21 protein-coding genes are annotated in these 24950 nt (G+C 65.8%); 4 read left to right on the top strand and 17 right to left on the bottom strand.

All coding sequences use genetic code 11. The features are described from left to right. Positions 1 to 3 precede the first annotated feature (3 nt). The 3 genes from DEH84_RS13825 to DEH84_RS13815 are packed head-to-tail and all read left to right on the top strand — an operon-like array spanning position 4 to position 5938. Positions 4 to 669 carry a YjbF family lipoprotein gene (locus DEH84_RS13825; protein ID WP_109037378.1) on the top strand — a complete coding sequence of 222 codons (666 nt, stop codon included), beginning with the start codon at positions 4 to 6 and terminating at the stop codon, positions 667 to 669. Continuing rightward, positions 666 to 3470, top strand: a complete 2805-nt coding sequence (locus tag DEH84_RS13820; protein WP_109037377.1) for a YjbH domain-containing protein — start codon at positions 666 to 668, stop codon at positions 3468 to 3470. The genes DEH84_RS13825 and DEH84_RS13820 overlap by 4 nt, the downstream gene beginning before the upstream one ends. Continuing rightward, the gene (locus DEH84_RS13815; protein ID WP_109037376.1) at positions 3467 to 5938 is read left to right on the top strand and encodes a ligase-associated DNA damage response DEXH box helicase; all 2472 of its coding nucleotides are present in this window, start codon (positions 3467 to 3469) and stop codon (positions 5936 to 5938) included. Before DEH84_RS13820 ends, DEH84_RS13815 begins: the two co-directional genes overlap by 4 nt. Here the strand turns inward: DEH84_RS13815 and DEH84_RS13810 are convergent. From DEH84_RS13810 to glf, 11 genes are all read right to left on the bottom strand, one after another. Then, the gene (locus DEH84_RS13810) at positions 5932 to 6150 is read right to left on the bottom strand and encodes a DNA gyrase inhibitor YacG (RefSeq protein WP_109037375.1); all 219 of its coding nucleotides are present in this window, start codon (positions 6148 to 6150) and stop codon (positions 5932 to 5934) included. The genes DEH84_RS13815 and DEH84_RS13810 overlap by 7 nt on opposite strands. A 25-nt stretch (positions 6151 to 6175) precedes the next feature. Beyond that, complete coding sequence (gene zapD, locus DEH84_RS13805) at positions 6176 to 6934, bottom strand: cell division protein ZapD (protein WP_109037374.1); 759 nt, start codon at positions 6932 to 6934, stop codon at positions 6176 to 6178. An 18-nt stretch (positions 6935 to 6952) separates the two neighbouring features. Further along, complete coding sequence (coaE, locus tag DEH84_RS13800) at positions 6953 to 7573, bottom strand: dephospho-CoA kinase (RefSeq protein WP_170119677.1); 621 nt, start codon at positions 7571 to 7573, stop codon at positions 6953 to 6955. Beyond that, positions 7573 to 8448 (bottom strand): prepilin peptidase, encoded by an 876-nt coding sequence (locus tag DEH84_RS13795; protein ID WP_109037373.1) that lies wholly within the window; start codon positions 8446 to 8448, stop codon positions 7573 to 7575. The genes coaE and DEH84_RS13795 overlap by 1 nt, the downstream gene beginning before the upstream one ends. Positions 8449 to 8455: 7 nt before the next feature. After that, entirely contained in the window at positions 8456 to 9679 is a 1224-nt protein-coding gene (locus DEH84_RS13790; protein ID WP_109037372.1) for a type II secretion system F family protein, read from the bottom strand. 37 nt (positions 9680 to 9716) lie between these two features. Next, on the bottom strand, positions 9717 to 11441 hold the full coding sequence (gene pilB / locus DEH84_RS13785) for a type IV-A pilus assembly ATPase PilB (RefSeq protein ID WP_109037371.1): 1725 nt from the start codon (positions 11439 to 11441) through the stop codon (positions 9717 to 9719). 164 nt (positions 11442 to 11605) lie between these two features. Then, positions 11606 to 13336 (bottom strand): ABC transporter ATP-binding protein, encoded by a 1731-nt coding sequence (locus tag DEH84_RS13780; protein ID WP_109037370.1) that lies wholly within the window; start codon positions 13334 to 13336, stop codon positions 11606 to 11608. A gap of 25 nt (positions 13337 to 13361) precedes the next feature. After that, the gene (gene waaC / locus DEH84_RS13775) at positions 13362 to 14336 is read right to left on the bottom strand and encodes a lipopolysaccharide heptosyltransferase I (protein ID WP_109037369.1); all 975 of its coding nucleotides are present in this window, start codon (positions 14334 to 14336) and stop codon (positions 13362 to 13364) included. 15 nt (positions 14337 to 14351) lie between these two features. After that, positions 14352 to 15026: a DUF4254 domain-containing protein gene (locus DEH84_RS13770; protein ID WP_109037368.1), complete on the bottom strand. Its 675-nt coding sequence runs from the start codon at positions 15024 to 15026 to the stop codon at positions 14352 to 14354. Next, positions 15023 to 15865 carry a DUF707 domain-containing protein gene (locus DEH84_RS13765; protein WP_109037367.1) on the bottom strand — a complete coding sequence of 281 codons (843 nt, stop codon included), beginning with the start codon at positions 15863 to 15865 and terminating at the stop codon, positions 15023 to 15025. The genes DEH84_RS13770 and DEH84_RS13765 overlap by 4 nt, the downstream gene beginning before the upstream one ends. 7 nt (positions 15866 to 15872) lie before the next feature. Beyond that, on the bottom strand, positions 15873 to 16967 hold the full coding sequence (glf, locus tag DEH84_RS13760) for a UDP-galactopyranose mutase (RefSeq protein ID WP_109037366.1): 1095 nt from the start codon (positions 16965 to 16967) through the stop codon (positions 15873 to 15875). 123 nt (positions 16968 to 17090) lie between these two features. Between glf and DEH84_RS13755 the strand changes: the two genes are divergently transcribed. Continuing rightward, complete coding sequence (locus DEH84_RS13755; protein WP_109037365.1) at positions 17091 to 18059, top strand: class I SAM-dependent methyltransferase; 969 nt, start codon at positions 17091 to 17093, stop codon at positions 18057 to 18059. Positions 18060 to 18068: 9 nt separating this feature from the next. On the opposite strand, the gene DEH84_RS13750 is transcribed toward DEH84_RS13755, so the two are convergent. The 6 genes from DEH84_RS13750 to DEH84_RS13725 all read right to left on the bottom strand — a co-directional run bounded on the left by DEH84_RS13750 (position 18069) and on the right by DEH84_RS13725 (position 24855). Then, positions 18069 to 19835 (bottom strand): glycosyltransferase family protein, encoded by a 1767-nt coding sequence (locus DEH84_RS13750; RefSeq protein WP_109037364.1) that lies wholly within the window; start codon positions 19833 to 19835, stop codon positions 18069 to 18071. A gap of 174 nt (positions 19836 to 20009) precedes the next feature. Next, positions 20010 to 21098: a glycosyltransferase family 2 protein gene (locus DEH84_RS13745; protein WP_159098968.1), complete on the bottom strand. Its 1089-nt coding sequence runs from the start codon at positions 21096 to 21098 to the stop codon at positions 20010 to 20012. Then, complete coding sequence (locus tag DEH84_RS13740; protein ID WP_109037362.1) at positions 21073 to 21897, bottom strand: DUF5672 family protein; 825 nt, start codon at positions 21895 to 21897, stop codon at positions 21073 to 21075. Before DEH84_RS13740 ends, DEH84_RS13745 begins: the two co-directional genes overlap by 26 nt. Beyond that, entirely contained in the window at positions 21891 to 22991 is a 1101-nt protein-coding gene (locus tag DEH84_RS13735; protein WP_109037361.1) for a glycosyltransferase family 4 protein, read from the bottom strand. Before DEH84_RS13735 ends, DEH84_RS13740 begins: the two co-directional genes overlap by 7 nt. Continuing rightward, positions 22988 to 23953: a glycosyltransferase family 9 protein gene (locus DEH84_RS13730; RefSeq protein WP_159098967.1), complete on the bottom strand. Its 966-nt coding sequence runs from the start codon at positions 23951 to 23953 to the stop codon at positions 22988 to 22990. Before DEH84_RS13730 ends, DEH84_RS13735 begins: the two co-directional genes overlap by 4 nt. Further along, positions 23950 to 24855, bottom strand: coding sequence for a glycosyltransferase family 9 protein (locus tag DEH84_RS13725; protein ID WP_159098966.1), 906 nt, complete (start codon positions 24853 to 24855; stop codon positions 23950 to 23952). The genes DEH84_RS13730 and DEH84_RS13725 overlap by 4 nt, the downstream gene beginning before the upstream one ends. Positions 24856 to 24950: the final 95 nt, after the last annotated feature.

Raw genomic sequence — 24950 nt, 5'->3', positions numbered from 1 at the left:
CGCATGACCGAGAAGCCTCTCGCCTCCCGGTCGTGTGTCGCGCTGTTGTCGTTGGCGGCTTCCGTGAGCCAGCTTGCCTGCTCAACGGACCAGGCTGCCACGTGGGCCACCGTGCGCTATGCGGTGACAACGGGAACAACACCCGATGGCCGTCCCCTGTCGGACGGCTTTTCGTACTTGCGGCTCACGGTCAACGGCGTGCCTGCGGTGGTGGCGCTGGGCTATGTTGACCACGATCCTCTTGGGCGGCCCGTTCACGTCTGGTACAGCAGCGCCGGTGAGGTGATGCGTACGCAGGCGGGCCGCCTGGTGGGGCTCGTCGGCACGCCGGTGGAATGGCGCCAGGTTGCGCTTGCTCCGCACACGCCCGAATGGGCTGAGATCACCCAGCCAATCTCGTTCAGGCGCACTTTAGACGTCTCGCCGGGCTACCAATGGGGCCTGCAGCACGACCTCACGGTGCAGCCCGTGACCGCACCAGCAGACACCGCCTTATCGCGCCTGGCGCCCGAGCAATTGCGCTGGTTTGCCGAGCATGAGCAACACCGTCGTGCGTTGCCCGCACGCTATGCCGTGTCGCCTTCCACGGGGCAGGTGGTGTACGGTGAGCAGTGCCTCGCGCCCACGTTCTGCCTGACCTGGCAGACTTGGCCTCCCACGCAACCATGAAGCTTGTTTTTGCTGCGCGGCGGGCGCACATCCTGTTGGCCGGCCTGCTGGGAGTCTCCTGGGCCGCCTGCGCGGACCCTGCGCAGACGCATGCGATTTCGCAGACTGAGCGTCTCAGTGCCTGGTTCGAGCGCCATCCTTCGTTGCAGCGCCCGGGGGACACTGCCTCTTGGGCGTGGCATGCGGCCTCTGAACGCGGGGGGCAGGCTGTGCTTCAGCGCGAGCTGGCCGAGGCCCTGGGGGCCTCCCATTCTGCGCTGGCCGGTTTTGTCCGTTCGCTGCCAGTGACAGGGCGAGTGGCCCTGCCCTTGGTGGACGGGCGCTGGCTGCAGACCAATCCTGCGGCCGATCCGATCCTGCGCGAGGGTGACACCCTGGTGCGCCATGCGCGCACCGGTGACGTGGCGGTGCTGCTCCCCACAGGCCACGTGTGCCGCGTGTCGCACCAGCCCTCGGCCACCTGGCTGGCCTACGTGCGTGCCTGCGACCCGTCCGTGGCCCCCTCGCTCTCGTGGCTGATTCAGCCCGACGGACAGGTCGTGACCGCCGATGCACTGGACCGGCACGCCGCGCAGCCTGTGTTGGCGCCGGGGGGCTGGTTGTGGGCGCCGCCGCCCGATGGTGCCATTCCGCCTGCTGTGTCCAGCCGATTGGCGCAGTTCCTCGCGACGCAGGGCCCCGCTGACCCGGCCTACCCCTGGACGCTGCGTGACCGCCGCATCGCCGCCGAGCCCGGCTTGCCGGATGCCCCCTTGCCGACCAGCGTGAACGACTGGGGTACGGTGGGCCTGTTGCAGACGCCCACGGCCAGAATGGAGCCTGCGGGCACGGCCGGCCTGATGTTCGGCCGCGTGTTGCCGTATGCGCATCTGAAGGCGCGCCTGCAGCCGTTCGACTGGCTGTCGGTTTCGTTCGGCTATGTGAGCGCTTCCGACCGGCTTTATGGCGCAGAGGACCTATCTGGCGATCGTTCATATGTCGACAAGAGCGCCGACGTGAAACTGCGCCTTTGGCGCGAAGCCGCCTGGCGACCCCAGGTGGCCGTCGGCCTGCGCGACCTCATCGGCACGGGCCTGTTCGCCAGCGAATACGTCGTGGCCAACAAGGCCTTCGGCAACCTTGACCTCAGCCTGGGCATGGCCTGGGGCTACCTGGGCAGCCGCGGCCAGTTCCGCAACCCGCTGGGCCTGGTGTCATCGAAGTTCGACGAGCGTCCCGCGATCCGCTCCGAATCGGGGGGCACCCTCAACAGCAAGAGCTACTTCCGTGGCCGCACGGCACTCTTCGGCGGCGTGCAGTACCAACTGCCCAGCCACCCGTCGTGGTTGCTGAAGCTGGAGTACGACGGCAACGATTACCGCAGCCCTACCGACCGCGGCAACATCCAGGCTGCCTCGCCGTGGAACGTGGGCGTGGTGTACCGGGCCCGCTCCTGGCTTGATCTCACGGTGGGTTTCGAACGCGGCAACCAGATCATGTTCGGCTTCTCGCTGCACGAGCGCATGAACAGGCTCGACATGATCAAGTTCCTGGATCCGCCTCGCGTGCCGGTTCGGCCTGTGGGTGTCGCATCGGGACAGGCTCATTCCGTGAGCGACACAGTGGCCGAGCTGGAGCGCCAGGCGGGTGCTGCGGTCAAGCGCGTGCACGCCGACGATGTGCGCTGGACCTTGGTGCTGGACGGCGCGGACCGCGGCGCCCAGCGCCCGTTGGTCGACAAGGTGGTGGCTGTGGCCCACCGCGACGCACCCGCAACGGTGCAGACCATCGGTGTCGCGCTGGAAGAGCGCGGTGTACCCGTGGCCGAGGTGGCGGTGGACCGTGCCCAGTGGGCGCGTGAACGAACCGAGTTTCTGCGGCCTTCCGAGCGCCAGACAGACCGCGTGACCCGGCCTGTGGCCGCGGGCGACGCCGCGCGGCAGCCCGGCAACCTGTACGACCGCGATGCGGCGGGCCTGGGGCAGCGCGGGCGTGCGGGGCTGGGTCTGAGCTACGCCCAGAGTCTGGGGGGCCCGGACGGCCTGCTGTTCAGCCTGGGCGCGGTGGCCCAAGGCGAGTACCGCCTGCGCGACGACCTGTGGGCCACCGGCGTGCTCCAGCTGCGCCTGCTCGACAACTACGACAAGTTTGATTACACGGCGCCCAGCAACCTGCCCCGCGTGCGCACCTTCATCCGCGAGTACCAGACCGACCGGCGTGTGACCGTGCCGGTGGCGCAAGTCACGCATTTTGGCGAGGCCGGGCAGAACCACTTCTACCTGGCCTATGGCGGCCTGCTCGAATCCATGTACGCGGGCGCCGGTGCAGAGTACCTGTACAGGCCCCTTGGCAGCCGCTGGGCCGTGGGCGTCGACGTGAACCGCGTGCAGCAGCGCGAGTTCAGCCAGGGCCTCGGCCTGCGTGACTACAAAGTGACGACAGGCCACACCACGCTGTACTGGGATACGGGCTTCGAAGACGTCCTGCTGCGCCTCAGTGCGGGCCGTTACCTCGCGGGCGACGTGGGCATGACCGTGGACGCTTCGCGCGTCTTTGCGAACGGCGTCAGATTCGGGGCGTACGCCACGAAGACGGATGTCTCTGCGGCACAGTTCGGTGAGGGTTCCTTCGACAAGGGCATTTACGTGAGCATCCCGTTCGACGTCATGCTGCCGCGCACCGGCGGCGGCACCGCCACCGTCACCTACGCGCCCCTGATCCGCGATGGCGGCGCGCGCCTGAACCGGCGGTTCACGCTGTACGACCTGACCCGCTCGCGCGATGTTCGCGCGGCGTCGACCCCCGACAGCACGCTGCCATGATGGGCTTGGCCGCCTGGTTCAGCCAGCGCGGCTTCTCGCCGTTTTCGTTCCAGCAGGCCGTGTGGCAGGCCATGGCCGAAGGCCACTCGGGCCTGCTGCACGCGAGCACCGGCGCCGGCAAGACGCTCGCCGTGTGGGGCGGCGTGTTGCAGCGGGCGATGGCCCGTGAGAACGGTTCCACCCGCATGCCTTCGGGTCTGCGCGCCTTGTGGATCACACCGATGCGCGCGCTGGCGGCCGACACACTGGTCTCGTTGCAGGCGCCGCTGAACGACGTGCTGCCCGGCTGGCGCGTGGGCCTGCGGACTGGCGACACGCCTTCATCCGAGCGCGCACGTCAGGAACGCGCGTGGCCGCATGCCCTGGTCACCACGCCCGAGTCGCTGAGCCTGATGCTGGCGCGCCCGGACGCCGCGGCCCTGTTCGCCCAGCTCGATGTCGTGATCGTGGATGAATGGCACGAGCTGCTGGGCAACAAGCGCGGCGTGCAGGTGCAGCTGGCGCTGGCACGCCTGACGACGTGGTGCCCGGGGCTGCTGGTGTGGGGCTTGAGCGCGACCCTCGGCAACCAGAACGAGGCACTGTCTGCGTTGGTGCCGTCGGTGCGCAAGACTGGCTCAATCAACGAGCCTGTTCGCGTACAGGGCCACGTCGACAAGGCCTTGGTGATCGACACCTTGCTGCCGGCGCACGCCACCCGCCTGTCCTGGGCGGGGCGCCTCGGTGCGCCCATGGTGCCGCAGTTGGTGGCCGAGTTGGAAGGCCCGGGCTCCACGCTGGTCTTCACCAACACCCGTTCACAGGCCGAAATCTGGTATCAGCTGCTGCTTGAAGCCCGACCAGACTGGGCCGGGTTGGTTGCCTTGCACCATGGCTCGCTCGATGCGGAGGTGCGGGCCTGGGTTGAAGCAGGCTTGAAGTCTGGCCAGCTCAAGGCAGTGGTGGCCACTTCGTCGCTCGACCTGGGTGTGGACTTTCTGCCGGTGGATCGCGTGATCCAGGTCGGCTCGCCCAAGGGCGTGGCGCGCCTGTTGCAGCGCGCCGGGCGCAGCGGCCACGCTCCGGGGCGTACCAGCCGCATCTCGCTGGTGCCGACCCACACGCTCGAACTGGTCGAAGCCGCTGCGGCTCGGCGCGCCGCGCTGGCCGGGCAGGTGGAGGCCCGCCCGGCACCCCACCAGCCGCTGGACGTGCTGGTGCAGCATCTTGTGACCGTCGCACTGGGTGGCGGCTTCACGCCCGATGCGCTGTTCGTCGAGGTGCGGCGCGCTCATAGCTATCGCGACCTGTCTCGCGAGGCCTTCGACTGGTGCCTGGACTTTGCCGCGCGCGGTGGTGACAGCCTGCAGGCCTATCCCGAGTACCACCGCATCGCGCCGGACGAGGCGGGTGTGTGGCGCGTGGCCGAGCACACGCAGCCAGGCCGGCTGGTGGCCCGGCGTCATCGGCTGCAGGTGGGCACCATCGTGTCGGACGCCTCGATGGCGGTGCGCTACCTCAACGGCCCCAAGCTCGGCTCGGTGGAGGAGGGCTTCATCGCGCGCCTGAACAAGGGCGACTGCTTCGTGTTCGCCGGCCGCACCCTGGAATTCGTGCGTGTGCAGGACATGACCGCCTACGTGCGACGTGCCGAGGGACGCAAGCGCATCGTACCGCGCTGGGAAGGCGGGCGCATGCCGTTGTCGAGTGAAATGGCCCGTGCGGTGATGGACCTGCTGGATGAGGCGGCGGAGGGCCGTGCATGGCATGAACCCGAGATGCAGGCCGCGCGTGACATGCTGGAGGCGCAAGCCCGGATCTCGCACCTGCCGCGGCGTGATCGCCTGCTGGTCGAGCGACACCGTTCGCGCGAGGGCCATCACCTCTGGCTCTATCCCTTCGCGGGGCGGCTGGCCCATCAGGGCCTGAGCGCGGTGCTGGCATGGCGGCTGGCACGACAGCAACCCAACACCTTCAGCCTCGCGGTGAACGATTACGGCCTGGAGTTGCTGAGTGCCGAGCCCGTGCCGGTGGACGAGACGCTGTTGCGCACGGTGCTCTCACCGGATCGCCTGCTGGAGGACATCCTGGAAAGCCTGAACGCGGCCGAGCTGGCCCGGCGCCGGTTTCGCGAGATCGCGCGCGTGGCCGGCCTGGTGTTCACCGGCTACCCGGGCGCGCCAAAGAGCAACAAGCAGCTGCAGGCCTCCAGCAGCCTTTTCTACGAGGTGTTCCGTCAATATGACGCTGGCAACCGGCTGCTGACCCAGGCGCAACAGGAGGTGCTGTCGCAGGAGCTGGATGTGGCCCGGCTGCGCGCCGTGCTGACGGCGCTTCGGCAGCGCCGCATCGATCTGGTCGACCTGAAAAGCCCCAGCCCCTTCAGCCTGCCGCTGATGGTGGAGCGCCTGCGCGAGCGCCTGAGCACCGAGAAACTTTCCGACCGGGTCGCCCGGGCGCTGAAGGCCATGGGCGCGCCCGCTCAGTGACCGGGGTCGTCGGTCAGGTCTTCCAGCAGCTCGTCGCGGTTGGGCTTCGCCTCGAAGCGGTATTCCTCGCTGGCCCACGCCCCCAGGTCGATGGCCTTGCAGCCTTTGCTGCAGAACGGGCGGTAGGGGTTGTCGGTGCTGTAGAGGTGCATTTCGCCGCACGAGGGGCAACGCACTTCCAGGGGTTTGCGGGGTGATTCGGTCTGGCTCATGGTGAGGGTCTGCAGAGCAGGGGCCTCAGGCACACAGCGTCAGCTCGAAGCCGGCGTCCGTGTCCGAGGCGACGCGCAGCTTGCCGTCCTGATCGGGCCGCATCAGGCGGATCGACACCATCAGACGGTTGGCGCTGATTTCGGGCACCAGGCCCAGGCTTGGGTCGATGCGCAGGCGCAGCAGGTGGTAGGTGCGGTTGTCCTTCAGCTGCTGCTGGAACTGGCCGCAGGGCGCCGCCACCATGTGCGGGTGTCCGCCATCGCGCAGCAGGCCCAGCATCACCTTCAGCGCATCGGCCAGCGGGGTGAGCGTGGCAATCCACTGCTGCAGATCGCCCTGGCGTTTCGAGGCAGGCTCATGCTGCCAGGCGTAGTAGGCCGGCAGGTCGAATTCGCAGGTGCCGCCGGGAATGCTGATGCGGCTGCGCACGCTCATCAACCAGTCATTGGCCGCGAGGGCCTGCCCGGCCTTGCCCTGCAGCTGGTTGAGGCCCGAATGGGCGCGCTCGATGCGGGACAGCACCTCGTCGAGCACGGCCTCCTGGATGGCCGGGTTGCCCTTGTAGGACATGAACTGGGCGCGATAACGCTCGAGGTCGCGCAACACATCGCTCTTCAGGTCGGCGCGTGAGGCCACGTCCATGATCTCGAAGATCGTGGACAGCGCGAAGTGATGGTCGATCGGGTCTTCCCGCCAGATCAGCACGCCCAGCCGGTCGAACAGGTGCTCGAGCCGCAGCATGGTGCGGATGCTCTCACCGAAAGGGTATTCGTAAAGGATCAACGTGCCACCTGCAGCTGTTCACCGGCCATCCGTGAGATTGTTCCACAAGCGCCAGAGCTTCTCGACCTCGGCCCGCAGTTCCGGCAGGGTCTGTCCGTCGTTGACGATGACGTGATCGGCCAAGGCCAGCCGCGTGGCGCGATCGGCTTGCCGGGCCAGCACCTTCTCGACGGCCTCGCGAGGCCAGCCATTGCGCACCATCACACGGGCGATCTGGGTTTCGGGCGAGGCGTCGATCACCAGCACCCGGTCGACGCGCTCTTTCCAGCGGCGGCCTGATTCAGCCAGCAGCGGCACGTCGAACACCACCGGTTGACCGGGTAGGGCCAGCCGGGCGTGGGCATCGGCCTGCGCACCGATCAGCGGGTGAAGGATGCCCTCCAGGCGCTTCATGGCCAGCGGGTCGGTGAAGGCCAGATCGCGCATGCGGTCGCGGTGCATGGCGCCCTGTGCGTCGATCAGCTCGGGCCCGAAGTGGCGTTCGATCTCGGGGATGGCGGCGCCACCGGGCAGCGTCAGCGTGCGCGCGATCGCGTCGGTGTCGACGAGGTGGGCGCCCAGCTCCACCAGCATCTGACCCACGGTGGATTTGCCACTGCCGATGCCACCGGTGAGGCCGATGGTCAGGGGGGCGGGCATCACGCCCATCCCAGCCAGCCCAGTACCGTGTCGTGCCCGGCCAGTGCCACCACCAGACCGGCACCGGCCAGGAAGGGGCCGTAGGGCACGTACACGCCTTCGCGCAACTTGCCCGACACCTTCATGCCGATGCCCACCACGGCGCCCAGCACCGACGAGCCGAGGATGATGGGCAGGATCATGGGCGCGCCCAACCAGGCGCCCAGCGCGGCCAGCAGCTTGAAATCCCCCTGGCCCATGCCTTCCTTGCCGGTGGCCAGCTTGAACAGCCAGTACACACTCCACAGCGAGAGGTAGCCGGCCACGGCGCCCCACAGCGCGTCGGCCAGGGGCAGGTTCCAGCCCAGGGCCGCCACGATCAGGCCGGCCCAGGTCAGGGGCTGGGTGAGGCTGTCGGGCAGCAGGGTGGTGTCCCAGTCGATCAGCGCGGCGGCCAGCAGCATCGCCATGAAGCCGCACCACAGCAGCGCCGTGGGCTGGTAGGCCACCAGTTCACCCGCGGCGTAGAACAGTGCGCCTGTGGCCAGTTCGACCAGGGGGTAGCGAACGCTGATGCGGGTGCCACAGGCCGAGCATTTGCCGCGCAGGGCCAGCCAGCTCAGCACCGGGATGTTTTCGTACCAACGGATCTGGTGCCCGCAGGACGGGCAGCGCGAAGCCGGCTTCGAGAGCGACAGCGCCGGGCCCTCGGTGGCGGGCTCGGTCGTCTCCAGCATCGCATGGGCGTCGCTGCGCCATTGGGCTTCCATCATCTTGGGCAGTCGGTGCACCACCACGTTGAGGAAGCTGCCGACGCACAAGCCCACCAGGGCCAGACCCCAGGGCGTGAGCAGTTGCGCGAGGAACGGGTTCAGAAAGGCAAGATCAGACAGCATCCGGCGATTACACCACCTGACCCAGCTTGAAGATCGGCAGGTACATCGACACAACAATGCCGCCAATCACCGTGCCCAGGAACACGATGATGAAGGGTTCCATCAGGCTGGACAGCGCCTTCACGGCTTCGTCCACCTCTTCTTCGTAGAAGTCGGCCGCCTTGCCCAGCATCTGGTCGAGCGAGCCCGATTCTTCGCCGATCGAAGCCATCTGCAGCACCATCACCGGGAACAGGCCCGTGGTCTGCATGGCGTTGGTCAGGCCCGTGCCGGTCGAGACGTCCTTCTGGATCTGCTCGGTGGCTTCCGCAAACACCGCGTTGCCTGAGGCGCCGCCCACCGAGTCGAGCGCTTCCACCAGGGGCACGCCCGCTGCAAACATGGTCGACAGCGTGCGCGTCCAGCGGGCCACCGCCGACTTGTACATCAGGTCGCCGAACACCGGGGCCTTCAGCAGCAGGCGGTCCATCTTCTTCTGCATGGCCTCGGAGCGCTTCCAGGACTGCAGGAAGAAATACACGCCCCCGCCGATGGAGCCGAAGATGGCCCACCAGTAACTGACGAAGATCTCCGACATGCCCATCACGAACAGCGTGGGAGCCGGCAGGTCGGCACCGAAGGAGGTGAAGACTTCCTTGAACGCCGGGATCACGAAGATCATGATGACGGCGACCACGATGAAGGCGACCACCAGCACGGCGGTGGGGTAGGTCAGGGCCGACTTGATCTTCTGCTTGATGGCGATCGTTTTTTCCTGGTAGGTGGCCAGGCGATCGAGCAGGGTTTCCAGGATACCGGCGGCCTCGCCGGCCTCGACCAGGTTGCAGTACAGGTGGTCGAAGTGCAGCGGGTGCTTGCGGAAGGCCATCGACAGGCTGGTGCCGGTCTCGACGTCCGAGCGGATGTCGTTGAGCAGCTTGGTGACCCGCGGATTGGTGCTGCCGCGCGCCACGATGTCGAACGACTGCAGCAGGGGCACGCCAGCGCGCATCATGGTGGCCAGCTGGCGCGTGAAGATCGCGATGTCTTTCGGCTTGATGGACGAGCCACCGCTCATGCGGCGCCGCTTGACCTTGTTGACCAGGATGCCCTGGCGGCGCAGGCTGGCCCCCACCATCGCTTCACCGCCGGCGCGCATCTCGCCGCGGACCACCTTGCCGTTGCGGTCCTTGCCTTCCCACTCGAAGACGTATTCCTGAGGGGCGGATTTCTTGGCTGCTGCCGTGGCCATGTATCGGAACTCCAAGACGCGCGAGCGTCACTGCTGCTTATTCATTGGTCACCGAAATCACCTCTTCGAGTGAGGTGAGGCCAGCCTTGACCTTGACCAGGCCCGATTCGCGCAAGTCTCGCACGCCTTCCCGCTTGGCCTGCTTGGCGATGTCCATCGCAGTACCTTGATTCAGGATGATGCGTTGTATTTCCTCACTGATGGGCATGACTTGGTAAATGCCCAGCCGACCTTTGTAACCGTTGTTGCAAGCTGAGCAACCCACTGCGCGATACGGTGTCCAGGTGCCGTCGAGGTCTTCTTCCTTGTAACCGGCGTCCAGCAGGGCCTGCCTCGGAATGTCGGCGGGGACCTTGCAGTTGTCGCACAGCCGGCGCGCCAGTCGCTGTGCGGTGATCAGGATCACGCTGGAAGCGATGTTGAAGGGCGGCACGCCCATGTTCATCAACCGCGTCAGCGTGGTGGGCGCGTCGTTCGTGTGCAGGGTGGACATCACCATGTGGCCGGTCTGGGCGGCCTTGATGGCGATGTCGGCGGTTTCGAGGTCACGGATTTCACCGACCATGATCACGTCGGGATCCTGGCGCAGGAAGGCCTTCAGCGCGGCCGAGAAGGTGAGGCCGGCCTTGTCGTTGACGTTGACCTGGTTGATGCCGGGCAGGTTGATTTCCGCCGGGTCTTCGACCGTCGAGATGTTCACGCCCGGCTGGTTCAGGATGTTCAGGCAGGTGTAGAGCGACACCGTCTTGCCGGAGCCGGTCGGGCCGGTGACCAGCACCATGCCGTACGGGCGCCTGATGGCGTTGAGCAGGCGCTCTTTCTCGATCGCCTCGTAACCCAGGGCCTCGATGCCCAGCTTGGCGCTGGACGGGTCGAGGATACGGATCACGATCTTTTCGCCGAACAGCGTGGGCAGGGTGCTGACGCGGAAGTCGATGGCCTTGGAGCCGAACTTGAGCTTCATGCGGCCGTCCTGCGGCACGCGCTTCTCGGCGATGTCCAGCTTGGAGATGACCTTGATGCGCGACGCGAGCTTGTCCTTGATGGCGACTGGCGGCTGGGTGACCTCGCGCAGCTCGCCGTCGACGCGGAAGCGCACGCGGTAGTTGTATTCGTAGGGCTCGAAGTGCAGGTCGGAGGCGCGCGCGTTGATCGCGTCGATCAGCATCTTCTGGAGGAAGCGCACCACCGGGGCGTCTTCCACCTCGGAGGCGACGTCGTTCGTGTCGGGCTGGGGGGCGCCCACGTCTTCGGTGGAGTCGAATTCGAAGTCGCTGGAGGCCAGGGCCGAGAGCTGCTCTTCCGCGCTGGCCGTGAGGCCGTCAAGCAGCTTCGCGAGCTTGTCCTGCTCGACGATGACCCATTCGGGCGTGAGCTGCGTGGCGAACTTGATGCGCTCGATCGCTTCCTGGTCGGTCGGGTCGGCGCCGGCCACGAACAGCCGGTTGCCCCGCTTGGAGAGCACCAGCACCTGATACTGGGCCGAGAGCTTCTTGTCGATGACGCCCTTGGGCAGGCGTTCGACGTCGAGCGCGGCCAGGTCCATCACCGGCACGGCCAGCGCCTTCGACAGCGTGTGGGCGAGTTCGCCGGGTTCGATGACGCCGCTCTGGACCAGCGTGCTGACGAAGCTGCGCTTTTGCTCCTTGGCGGTGCGCGTGAGGGTTTCGGCCGCGCGTGCATCCAGCTTGCCTGCGTTGACGAGCACGCGGGCCACGCCGGACAGCGAGCCAGGGGCATCAGCGAGAAGGGAATCGGCCATGATCGTCGGGCTTCGGAAACAGACGGACAGCGCCCCGGGGCCGGGCGCACACCGCATCTATTTGAACAGCAAATGATCCCCCAATCATCACCCGGTGTAAACGGTGGAAGTGCCGGGGCAAAACCTGCCCTTTCCGCCAGACGGGTGTCCGAGTGGGGGCGCAGTCAGTGCGCCGACTGGATGCGCACCATGCCGGCGTAGATGCCGCCTTGCGCCATCAGCTCGGCATGGTTGCCTTGCTCGGCCACCTGGCCTTCGGCCATCACGTAGATGCGATCGGCGTTGCGGATGGTGCTGAGGCGGTGGGCGATGAGGATGAGCGTCTTGCTGCCGCGCAGGTCTTCGATGGAGCGCTGCACCACGGCTTCGGATTCGGAATCCAGCGCGGAGGTCGCTTCGTCGAAGATCCAGATGGCGGCGTCGCGGTAGAGCGCGCGCGCGATGGCGAGGCGCTGGCGCTGGCCGCCCGAGAACTTGCTCCCGTTGGTTCCGATGGGTGCATCCATCCCATCGGGCAGGGTCTGGATGTGGTTCCAGAGGTTGGCCGCCCGCAGGCAGCGCTCGACCTTGTCGCGGTCGACGCCAGCCGGGCTGGCATAGGCCACGTTCTGGGCCACCGAGCCATCGAACAGCACGATGTCCTGCGAGACCACGGCGAAGTGGCGGCGCAGGCTGGCGAGCCTGAGGTCCTCGATGTCGGTGCCGTCGAGCGTGATGCGGCCGCTGTCGGGATGGGCGAAGCGCAGCAGGGCGCTCACCACGGTGCTCTTGCCGGCGCCGGACGAGCCGACCAGCGCGATGGTCTCGCCGCCACGGATCTGCAGGTTCAGCCCGTCCAGGGCCGGCGCGCTGGCGCCTTCGTACTGCAGGCGCACGTTCTCGAAAGCGATGTCGCCACGCGAGGTGGCCAGTTCGCGCGTGCCGTTGTCGGGCTCAGGGGGGGCATTGATCAGCTCGAACGCGCCACGCAGCGTGATCATGGCGCCACTGATCGGGGTGTAGATGTCCGTCAGGTGGCGCATCGGCGAGATCGTCATCAGCAGCGCCGTGATGAACGAGACGAACTCGCCCACCGTGGACGACCCCTGGCTCGCCTGCCAGATCGCCAGCGTGAGGATGATGGACACGCCGACGGCGGCCAGCACCTGGGTGACGGGCGTGACCAGGGCGCTGGTGGCCACCTGTTTCATGATCATGCGGCGGTGGTGCACGGCGTCGTGCTCGAAGCGGGCGAGCTCGAAGTCGACCGCGTCGAAGGTGCGCACCACGCGCCAGGCGCGGGCGTTGTCGTCCACCGTGGACACCAGCTTTTGCTGGGCCAGATACTGCGCCTCGCCGACGCGATTCAGGCGCTTGCGGATGAGCTTCACGCTGAAGCCGAGCAGCGGCATCGTGACGAACGCCAGCAGTGTGAGCTGGAAGTTCAGATACAGCAGGTAGCCCACGAGGAAGATCAGCGTGGACGCGTCGCGGATGATGGAAATAACCGAGCTGCCCAGCGCGCCAGAGGCGTGCTGCGGGTCGTTGATGACCTTGGCGACCGCGATGCCGGGGCTGATGGTCGTGAACAGCTTGGCGTCGGCGCGCAGCAGCGCCTTCATCAGGTCACGCCGCAGGTCGAGCACGATGGCCGACGTGGCGTGGTTCATCACGAAGGTGCCAGCAAAGTTGAACAGCCCGCGCGCCAGGAACAGCCCGATCACGACGATGGGCACGATCCACAGCGGGTACTTCAGGCCTTCCTGGAAGCCCGAGTCGATCAGTTTCTTGAACAGGGCCGGCACCAGTGGCTCGACGGCGGAACTGAGCAGGAAGAAGCCGACCGCCGTGGCCAACTGCTTCCATCGGGGGATCAGGTAGCCCTTGAGGCGCGCGTAGGTGTCGGAAAAATCCATAAATCGGCCTGGCGGCGCGGTTCGATCAAACCCGGGATTCTGACACCGCGGGCTGCAGTACGGTGTCGAGCGCCTGCAGAACGGCCGCGCGCGTGGGCACCTGGCCCTTGCCGCCCAGACTGATGACGGGGCCGCTGCCGCGGAGACCGGCGAGCCCGGGTTCGTGGTCACAGTAGATGCCGACCGTGGGTCGACCGTGTGCGGCGGCGAGGTGGCTCATGCCCGTGTCGAGGCCGACCACCGCCTGCGCCTGGGCCAGGCTGTCGGCCACCTGGGCCACGGTGAGGAAGGGGGGCACCGCTCCGCCGACGGCTTGCGCGATGGCCTGGGCGCGTTGTTCTTCTTCCGGGCTGCCCCAGAAGACGGCGACCTGCCAGCCGCGCGCTTTGAGCGCCTGGCCCACGGCCACCCAGTCGGCCTCGGGCCAGAGCTTTTCCGGCCGGCTGGCACAGGGGATGAGGGCGGCGAAGGGGCCCGGGCCCGGTGTCCAGGCGTTGGTGGTGGCCTGCAGGCCGAAGTCTGGCGGGGTGTGGGGCACCGGGTAGCCGAGCAGGGCGGCGGCGAGTTGCCGGCAGCGATCGACGGCGTGCAGATCGCGCGAGACCGCGGCCTTGCGGCTGTAGAACAAGGCGGCGATCGGTTCACGGGCGCTGTGGCGGTCGTAGCCAGCACGGGGGCCGTGCGCGAAGCAGGCGAACAGGGCGCTCTTGAGCAGGCCCTGGAGGTCGATGACGAGGTCGTAGCGCTCGCGGGCCATCTCGGCCCGCCAGGTTGCCAGCGCCGCACGCGTCTCGGGCGAGCGCAGGCTCTTGCGCCACTTGCGCCACTGCAGCGTGATCACGCAGCGAACCGCCCGGTGCTGCTGCGGCATGGCGGCAAAGCCTTTTTCCACAAGCCAGTCGATCTGGGCATCGGGAAAGGCACGGGCGATGTCGGACACCGCGGGCAGCGCATGGACGACATCGCCCATGGAGCTGGTCTTGACGATGAGGATGCGCATGCGGCCGCGCGGATCTCAGCCCTTGGCCTGCGCGGCCTGTTCGGCCACCAGCACCGGGTTGAAGCGCGGGTCGTTGTACATCTTGAACTGGCGGTAGACCTTGAAGTAGGCGCGGCCGGCCTGCGTGTCGGCCAGCAGCTCGTCGAGGCACTGGCCGAGGTCGGCGCGCTGCTGCAGCAGCTTGTCGAGCTTGACCTGGCTGCTGGTGCGGTGGGCTTCATCCACATCGGTGCGCTCGGTCTGCGCGCGCATGGCGTGGATCTTCAGCGCCATGATCGACATGCGGTCGATGATGCTGCCGGCGGTCTCGCTGTTGAGGCGGGCGCCAGCCGGCACCTTGGCGACAGGCGCGTCGGTCTGGGCCGAGGTGGCATCGACCAAGCCGAGTTCGGTCAGCAGGATCTCGTCGACGCGCTCGGTGGCGTCGTTGCGAGCCTGGTTGAATCGGTCGATGGCGCGCTTGTTCTGTGCGATCTCGTCGCCGCTGACCGTGGTGCGGCGGGCGAGGTCTTCTTCAGCCCAGAGGGAGCTGTTGAAGAAGTGGTTGGTGGCGATCCATTGCCACAGCAGGGCCTGGCGGTCGGTGCCCTCGGCCGGGATGGGTTGGGCCACGGGAGGGCCGCCGGCGGTGGTGAGGGTGGTGTCGTGGTGCGAGGCGACGGCCGCGCCGAGCGCAAGAAGATGGTTCATGTGGAGTCCGTTGGGTTCTGTCGGCGGGCCTGGTTGCGTCGGAACTTGCGATGGCCATTGGCCACCTTGATAGCCAGGCGGATGCGTTCAAGCCAGGGAGGCTGTGTGAATCCGACCCCGCCGTTCAGCGGGTAAATGGCCAGCGCTTTGACCGGCTTCACATTGTATTTAGCGTGCACGCGCTCGGCTTCGCGCCGAGGATCCATTTCCGGATTGTTCTTGTAGAGCTCTCCGCCCACAGGCCGTGTGTGCTTGACCGGTGTGGCGTCGATGAGGCCGACCTTCTTCGGGTCTCCGTTGCTGCACAGCGATGGCCAGACCCAATCGAGCCCCCAGCCGCTGCGGTTCTCGTTGAACGTGGGCAGGCAGCGGGACAGGGCGGCTCTGGAGAAGACGGGGACCATCACCTCCACGAAAGCGACGTAGCGCACGAGAAAGTCGTCACGCTGCAGGAGATGCGACCAACTGAAGTACGAATCGCGGGTCAATGCCGGCTGTGCCAGCTCCAGTTGCAGCGCGTGGAAGAACGCGAACATCCGATTCAGGGTATCGGTGCTCGCCGAGATGTCGTCATCCGGGAACCAGAAGGCGTCATACCGCTCGATCAGATCGGGTCTCGTTGCAAGCAGGTCGTGGATGCAGGGCCACTTCGGCCCCTTGCGCATTTCGTGATACTCGGCGTCCTCTGCGTACCGCCCTTCATCGGCCCCGTAGTAGCTGATGTACAGATCGAAATCCCGGTGTGGGGAGGCGATCCACTCCTTGTGCAGCGAGCTGTTGCCCGCCCGCAGGATGACCAGGTTGCGACGGCCCGAGGCCGGGGCGAGGGGCTCTGACATCCGACAATCACCGGTTGCCATCAAGCAAGGCCTCTGCGGCCTTCAAGGCTGCGGCGACGACCTGGTCCATGTTGTAGTACCGGTACTGGGCAAGGCGGCCGATGAAGGTCACCCGTGTCTCCTGCTCGGCGAGTGCCTCGTATTGCTTGAAGAGCGCTTCGTTCTCGGGGCGGGGAATCGGGTAGAACGGATCGCCCTCGGCTTGCGGGTACTCCTTGACGGTCGAAGTCCCGGGGTGTTGCTGGCCCGTGAGGTGCTTGAACTCGGTGATTCGGGTGTACTCGTGGTCGTTGGGGTAGTTCACCGTGCCGACGTCCTGGATGCGGCTCCGGTCGGGCAGGTGCTCGTGTACGAAACGCAGGCTGCGATACGGAAGCTTGCCGAAGCGATATTGGTAGAAGGCGTCGACGGGGCCCGAGTAAACGATGTGGTCGTGAGGCCAGGCTTCGCGGACGCTCTCGAAATCTGTGCCGAGACGGACCTCGATCAGCGGGTGATCCAGCATGCGCTCGAACATGCGGGTATAGCCCTCGTTCGGCATGAACTGGAAGGTGTCGCCGAAATAGCGGTCATCGTCATTCGTCCGGGTCGGGATCCGCGCTGCGACGCCTGCCGACAGCTCCGACAGGTCCAGCCCCCACTGCTTGCGGGTGTAGCCGCGGAAGAACTTCTCGCAGAGGTCGCTGCCGACGCTGGAGAGCACCACGTCTTCGCTGGTGCGAATGGGGTCACGGGGCTCGCGCACGGACTCCAGGTAGGCGCCCACTTCCTCCTCGGTCAGATTCTTGCCGTACAGGGTATTGATGGTCGTGCGGTTGATCGGGATGGGCAGCAGTTGCTCGTCCACTTTGGCCAGAACCCGATGTTCATAGAAGCGCCAGTCAGTGAAGCGCGAGAGGTATTCGAACACACGCTTGCTGTTCGTGTGGAAGATGTGAGGGCCATACGGGTGGACCAACACGCCGTGTTCGTCGACCTCGTCATATGCGTTGCCCCCGATGTGGGGACGTTTGTCGACCAGCAGGATCTGGTGTCCCGCTTCGGCCAGTTCACGGGCGCACACGCTGCCGGCAAAGCCGGCTCCGACGATCAGTACTTTCATGGATGCGGTCCAGTGTTTTCTCTCGGGACGCGACAGGCGCGAGAGCTCTGGAGTCTGTAAAAATGACTTCGAGTCTACTGCAACCCTTCCTCATCCCATGTTCGAGCACAGGCCGGAGCAACCATGTATCCACTGACAGTTTCAGATGCAGTCCTGCCTCGGTTTGCGCGGCGTGCCGTGACCGACGAGGAGCATCTCAAGGATGAGATACGGTGGTGGGCGTCCTACGGAAGAGACGAGGAGGATTTCTTCTGGGTCCTTCCCTCAGCCGTACAGCCCCTTGCACGGCAGCGTTACATGGCGTTGCTCGCCCGAAGGTTGCATGGCAAGCAGACGCTGGTTGATTACGGGTGTGGGAACGGTTGGACCACCCGGGTCTTTGCGCCGCATGTGGCCGAAGCAGTGGGTCTAGATTTCTCCGAGGACCAGCTAAGACTGGCGAGCGCGACGGACGCCGGGAGCAACATCCGGTATGAATGCATCCGCAGCGTTGACGGCCTTCCGGAAGCAGACGCGTATGTGTTTCATGGGGTGCTGCACCATCTGTCAACGTACGAGATTGCCGAACTTTTCATGCGTGTGAAGCATCGAGCTCGTCCCGGGGCGCTTCTTGCCGTGATCGAGCCTCATTGCTTTCCCGGGAGTCCCACTGGACCCGAGGCTGCTGAGCAGCTCGGCCTTGCCCAGCAGCTGCTGGACGAAATCTCGAAGAAGCGAGCCATGCTCGGGCTGGCGTACTCTCAGCGCACACAGGAAGCAGTCAACTCCCTCGACACGCGTTGGTGGGGGCTTCCACCCTATGGACCGTCCCCGCTGGAGAAACCTTTCGAGCGAGACGAACTGCGTGACTTTCTTGACCTGCACATGGAAGTCGAGTCTGACGATCTGGTGCAGGCGCTCCAAGTCTCACAGGCGGTATCGGGGCAGTTGGCTCTGGTGACCCATGACTGGGCCAACATCGATACGCAATGGGTCAACGAGATCCTCGGGCGCGCCGATGCGGTCGAGGCCAGTCTTTTGTCGTCGGGCCGCACGCCGCCCGATACGGGGTGGTATATGCGGCTGATCCTCGGCACGGTGCGCTCGCCGTGAAGGCTCGACTCACGTTGATTTGCCGTACACCGCCTCCCAGAAAGTCCTTGAGGACAAGGTCTGGTTGGTATCCCCGTAAAGAGAAATGAGTTCAGGCATCCGACGCATGACTTCTCTCTGAAGTTGCCATGCTCGAACAGTGATGCGGATGGCCCGCATGCGGTCGAGGCTCGTGATAAAGCCTTTGCGAGTCTGCTGGCTGTAGTACAGGATGTGGCGGTGCCTGAAGGCCAGCAGCGGATCGCACGAAAAGCTCTTCTTGACGAGCAGGGGGCGACGCCGCAAGGCCCATGTGGGAATGAGCAGGCCGTTGAGGGTCAACCGGCGAGCAACTGTCCGTGCCTTTCGTTTCGAAAGCCGGCGCGGCCGGGAGAGCCGCATGGCCTCAGGTTCGACGGGGTTGGGGCGCTCCTTGGTAATGACTGCGTTGATCTGTGCGCGCCGCACCGACATATCGATGTGTTCTTGCCAGAATGCGGGTCCCTGGAGGACGTCTTCGACGGCGAGCAGGGCCGCCTCGGCAGATTCGTACAGGTAAGAGTCCCGCCTCAGCCTGATAAACGTATCGAACAGGTACTTGATGGCGCGCTTCGGGTTTTTCACCTGTCCCCTGACGGTGTGCATCAGGTGGTTGCGCGTATCGAGGTAATTGGTGAGCGGCGATGCCTTCTCTTCAAATCGGTCCTGCCAGGAGCAGACGCCGTTGAGTGTGCGGGTGACGAACTCGTTCGAGAGCCCGAAGGCGATGTCGTCTCCACGCACAAAGAAGGGAAAGGGGTAGCACCGTGCGTGGTGTAGAGGGAAGGCGAAAAACCACCACGCGCCATAGTCGATGGTCTTCACTTCATTGATTTCGATGAGATCGGTGATTTGCCGGAGGTCTTTGCCTGTGTCCAGCGAGTGACAGGAGCCGTCGAAGCGGGCACCGTTCTCGTGCATGCGCGTGGGTTCGTCCTCGTACAGCATGGCGCCCGCAATGGCCGTCCGGTCATCTTGCGCGAACGCGAGCGCCGCGAGGGTGCGGCGAATGGACTCGACCGCACATGAAGCATCGTCGTCCATGAACAGGCAATGCGTGTACTGCCCGGACTGGTGGTAATGCAGCATGCCGCGGGCAAATCCGCCAGATCCTCCCAGATTCAGGTTCCGGATGATGGAGATGCCGTATTCCTCGATCTCGGGCGGTAGGTTCTGACTGTTGTCGATGACCGTGATATCGAGCTTGTCTTGCAAGACGGGGTCGCGCAACAACGGGCTGAGTCGGCGCGCTGCGCTAAGAACCTGCGGCTGGCGATTGAAATGGGTGATGACGATGCCCAGTCTGATGGACCGTGCCGGTTCCTGTCGCGCGGCGAAGCGAAGTGCGCGCAACTCCACGACCTCTGACAGAGCCACGAGCTCGGGCGCCAGAAGGCCGTCGGGCAGATCGTGAATGGCGGGCAGCTCGATCTCCGCGGTGCCGTGCAGGTCGACCACCTGCTCCGAAAGCAGGGTTCTGTGTTGCTCTGAGCGGTGGAGCCAGAAGCGGAGCAACACACGGCCAACGCCTTCCAGTTGCACCGTGGGCAGAAGCGAGGCGTTCAGTTTTCGCCAAGCGGTAACGCTGAATGCGTTGAAATAAGAAAGAAAGTCGATCGACCCGTATCGTGCCAACTCGACCTTCTGCTCTTCAAAATGGCAGACACCGCCGGACAGGGATGCGTAGAAGAGCCGCTCCTCCGTGCAGTGGTCTTCATGCGGAAAGAGGGTGGTCTGGAGTGTCCGTTTGTTCATCATGTATGAGTGCAATGCGACGCCGGGCGATGACCGTCTGATGTGTCACGCGTGCCGGCCGCAACGGCGTTTTGCTCGTACTCACGCACGAGCCCTGGCTGAGCTTTTTAAAATTGAAGCAGGGTGTGTGCATCCCCACTCAGGCAAGCAGACCGCCGGAGAGGAAGGCTGCTCTGCTTACCGTCTGTTGAGTTTAAGACGGAACCACTGCCAGTAGCCTGCGAGAAGACGTCCAGCAACGTAGCGTGTGCGGTGGTCGAGCATGCCGCGCGCGTGCCGCACGAGCCGGTTGCCAGCCGGGGCCGTGCACAAGGCATCAAGCAGGGCCGCGCCTTTCAGAGTGAGCCCCGACAGGCCCTTGTCCATGACTTTCGTGACCGCTTTGGCTCGCGGAGGAACGATGCGCGATGCATTGCGCACGGCCATGATGAGGTGCTTGAAGGCCAGAGCATTGCAAGCAGCCACGACAGACGTCGGAGCACCGAACTGCTGTAAGTCGGACAGGACGCCGTGCAACGACGCAGCCTGATCCATGCAGCGATTCATGCTGTGAGACTGGGTGATGCTGCCGCTCCGAATCCGGTAGCGGTAGATCGGGGTCGGGAGGTAGACCACGTGGTGGGCGCGAAGCAGCAGACGTGGAATCGTTGCATTGTCCTCGTAGCACTTGCCAGGAGGGAACAAATCAGGGCCGACCGACCTCAAAAGGTCTGCGCGGTAGACGCGCGATGCCGTGGCAAGAAAGTCATCCTTGAACGTGGCTTGCAGGACGGCGCGGAGATCCGCGTTCGGGCCGGGGGTGAGAGAGTGCGTGACGCGCTTGGCCTGCGAGGGCGGTGCGCCGTCCACCCAGATGAGGGCGTCGCACGTCAGCATGTCAGGCGAATGGCTAGCCAACTCGGCCCGAATGAGGTCGAAGTGCTCGCTGCAGAGGATGTCGTCCGAGTCGAGGAAGTAGATGTACGGGTTGCGCGCGGAAGCCAGACCGCGGTTTCGCGCGGCAGACAGCCCTCCGTTCGCCTGGTGGATCACGGAGATCAGGGAGGGCAGGCGGCGCTGCCACTCATCGCAGCGCGCGCCCGAGGCGTCGGTGCTGCCGTCGTCGACCAGGATGATTTCATCTCCCTCGCGGGACGCGTCGACGAGGCTGCTCACGCACTCATCGAGGTAGCGCAGGACGTTATAGACGGGGACGATGAAACTGACCGAAGTAGGCGACATGGGTGCGATTGTCCGGGCATCAGGTTCGATTTCCCAGTCGGGCAAGTGCGATCCGGGCGCGCAGACGGAGGTCGGCGAACAGCTCGCCCTTGCCACTTGCCTTGCGCTTTTCCAGGGCGAGCAAGGCGGTATCGGCCATTTCGAGCGCCAGCAACTTCTTTATCAGGCGCCGGGTTTCTACCCCCGCAAATAGCGCGGGGGGGGCTTCCTCGATGAAGGACACCAGTTCGTCACGCCTCATCACGTCGGGCAGGTTGGACAGCCCGTGAAAACCAAAGCTGGACAGCGTCTCGCGGCTGCGTTCAAACGCGAACTGGTGTGCCAGGGCCTCGTCCGCAAAGCGGATCCCGAAGCGTTGCTCGAGCATCGGGCGGTGAATGCGTGCGATGCACTCGTCTTCTGGATGAGAGGCCTTGAAATCCGGAGCTGCCATTGCGTCGAGCAGCTTGCGGGAGCGTAGCGAGAAACCACCGTTACCGACACGGTGCGCATCGTGGTATTGCGGCCAGACGGCCCCGATGTAGTCGAACGACAGGAAGGCATCTCGCCACATGGCGGGGTCAATCACATAACCGTCCCACTGCACGATGAGGTGGTGGCTGGTATGGATTTCAGCGCCCATCTCCTTGAGCAGGAAGTGTGAGTAGGCCTCAACCGAGTTGATGTGGAGCACGATTTTCAGTCGGACACCGATAGGCAGATCGCTGATGTTCTGGTCAGGTGCTGTGAACAGGATGGCGTCACCGAACTCGCATAGCGCCATACACCGGCGCATTGCGTCCAAGGCAAGTTCTGGCGTGCGGGTGTCGACACACACCAAGGTGACCTGAGGAAGTTTCAGCATGCCGAGAAGCCTTGGTTCGACGCATTGCAGGGCAAGTAGCAGGCTGCGTACGCTTCTGCCGCTTGGGGCCATGTGTACCGCTGCGCAGCTGCTCGGAGTTCATGTCGCGTTTCGCCGTGCTTGCACATGTCCAGTTGATGCTCGACGATCTGGCGCATGACAACGGCGCTGAAGTCGTGCCAGTAGCCAGCGTGTGGCCCACACACCTCCGGCAACGAAGTCGCCCTTGCCGCCACCACCGGTTTTCCGAAGTACATCGCCTCGATCGGCGGCAGCCCGAACCCTTCCAGCAGCGACGGGAACAGAAACGCCTTGCAATGCGCATACAACCAGGCCTTCTGGGCCTCGGTCACGTCCAGCAGGAAGTGGACATTGCGCAGGCCGAGTCGGGCGACATGATCCTGGTGCTTCTGCACTTCCGGGCTGCTCGGCCCGACCAGCAGCAGGTCCTGCTCGGGCCACTCCGCCGCCATTTCGATCAGGCTGCCGACGTTCTTCGAAGGCGACATGCGGCTGATGTGCAGCAGGTAGTCGCCTTCCGTCAGTGAGAAGTTCGCCGGCTTCTCATGCGGCACCTGGGTCAGGTCGGCCACGCCGTTGTGGATGACGGTGGCAGGCGGCGCCCACGGCAGGTGCGTGCGGATGTCATCGGCCACGAACTGGCTGATGGCGACCAGTTGATGCGCCCGTCGAAGGTGGCGCGTCAGCCGCATGTTCTGCCACCACAGGCTCAGGCCCTTCTTTGCGTACACGTGGTTGAGGTCGTGCACGGTGATGATGTTGCGGCGGCTGTTGACCGGCGGGCGGTAGCGCATGTGCTGGTGCAGCCCGTGCCAGACGTCCAGGTCGACCGGAAAGCGGTGGCGCAGGCGCATGCTGTCGCTCAGTTCGTGATACTGAACGTCGGGCCCGAACAGGCCGTGCCACTGAGCCGGCAGGATGAAGTGGAAGTGCCAGTTGCGCTCGGCTTTCAACTGCGGAGCCTGGCGTGCAAACTGCATCCCCAGCTGGCGCGAGAATTCGGCCAGCCCTTCGTTGAAGTGGCGGATGTGGCCGAACTGCAGGGCGATGTGGAAGGGCTGCGCCGGGGTCATGTGCGCACCTGATTGTGGACCGCGGTGAGCGCGTCTTCCAGGCTGGGCCAGCCAGCGGCCGGGCGCAGCAGGGTGACGTGCTCGCCTTGCGCCAGCCACATGTCGGCCGCATCGGGGCCGAGCACGCTCACCAGCCGTGCGCCTGCGGCGGCCGCCAGGTGGCCGGGCCCGGTGTCGTTGGACACGGTGCAGCGGGCCAGGCGGGTCAACGCGGCATAGGTGCCCAGGTCGACGCCTTCGAGCATGACGGCGCCGGGGTACTGCGTGCGGGCCTGTGCTTCTTCGCCGGGGCCCGGGCACAGCACGACCTGCAGCCCCTGCGCCTGCAGCCGCTGCGCCAGGTTGGGGAAGGGCGGCCAGAGCTTCTTGCCGGTCGTGTCGGCCGCGCCGGAGAAGGGGCAGAGGATCACGAAGTCGGCGCTCGCCAGGCCGTTGGCGGCCAGCAGTGCGCGCGCCTGGGCGCTCTGCTCGGCGCTGGGCTGAAGGCCCAGCGCGCCAGGACGTGCCTCGGCCACCCTCGCAAAGTGGGTGCCGATGCGCCAGTAGTCGTCGGCGGCATGCAGGCCGGCGATGTAAGGCACGCGGTGCGCGAGCAGCAGGCCGCGGCTGTCGCGGTCGTAGCCGGCAGGACGCAGGCCGGCCAGCCGCCCCTCCAGCGCGCTGGAGAACGAGCTGGTGAACAGCAGGTAGTTGGGGCGGCGGGCAAAGCCTGGGTCTCGCTGGCTGAGCTCGTGGCGCAGGGTCTTGAGTTGACGGATGGCGTCGCCCCGGCGAGCCGGCCTCACATGCACGGCCCACCCGTGTCCGGCAAACAGACTCTGTGCCCAGCGCTTGCCGATCAGGTGGAGCTCGTAGCCCTGCTGCTCGAGCATGGTCAGTGTGGGCAGCGACAGCACCGCCTCGCCCACCCAGTTGCACAGGCGGACGATGAGCGGGCGACCTTGGCCGTTGGGGGGGCTCATGCCCGCACCTCGCGCAACACCTCGTCGACCGTGGGCCAGAGGCGGCCGTCGCTGCCGGTGGCAATGCGGTTTTGCGGCCCCCAGGGGCGCCATTGGCCGGGCTTGGTCGGGCCCAGCACGCTGAGCACCGGGGTGCCGACGGCTGCCGCCATGTGGGCGGGTCCCGTGTCATTGGAGACGACCAGGCCTGCGCGCTTGAGCACGCCCAGGTAGGTGCCCAACCCCAGCTTGGGCAGGATCAGGGCGGCGGGGTGGGCCTGGGCCACGTCTTCTTCGCCGGGGCCCGGGCAGGTCACGATGCGCTGCGGTGTGCGCTGGGCGAGTGCCTCGGTGAAGGCAGTGAAGTCGGGCCAGCGCTTGTCCTTGCCGTCGACGTCGCCTGCTGCGTAGGGCACGATGCAGATGAAGCCGGGCGTCAGGCCTTGCGCGGCAAGCAGGCGGTCGGCCTCGGCCTGGTCGGTTTCGCTGACCTTAAGCTGGATGTGCGTGGGCGGGGTGCCACGGTGGCCGGTAAGCCGGCACGCCAGGCCCCAGAACCCTTCAAGTGCATGCGCGGGCGGATCGCGCCGCCAGGCCGGGCGCAGCAGCAGGCTGCGGCCATCCCCCCTGTAGCCCGCCGGTCGGAGCCCGGCCCAACGGGCCTCGAAGGCGCTGGAAAAGGAGTTGGGCATGACCAGGGTGTTGATGCGCTGGTCGAATGTGGCGTCCTGGGCCTGGCATTGCGCGCGCAAGCTCTTCAGTTGCGCAATGCGCTCGCCCAGCGAGCCGGCACGCGTGGTGCAGGGCCAGCATTCGCCGGCCAGCAGCTTGGGCGCCCAGCCTTTGCCGTACAGGTGGAGGTCCCAGCCATGCGACTGCAGCAGGTGCAGTGCGGGCAGGCCGAGAACGACGTCTCCCACCATGTTGCACAGGCGGACGATCAAAGGGCGGGGTGAGGAAACGGTGCGCGGCGTGGACATCGCCCGGGATTGTGCCAGCGTGGGTCTCTGTTGCCGGA

Source organism: Aquabacterium olei (genome assembly GCF_003100395.1).
Lineage (GTDB): Bacteria > Pseudomonadota > Gammaproteobacteria > Burkholderiales > Burkholderiaceae_C > Aquabacterium > Aquabacterium olei.
The sequence above is the reverse complement of the archived record's forward strand: the minus strand, read 5'-3'. Positions and strand labels throughout refer to the sequence as shown.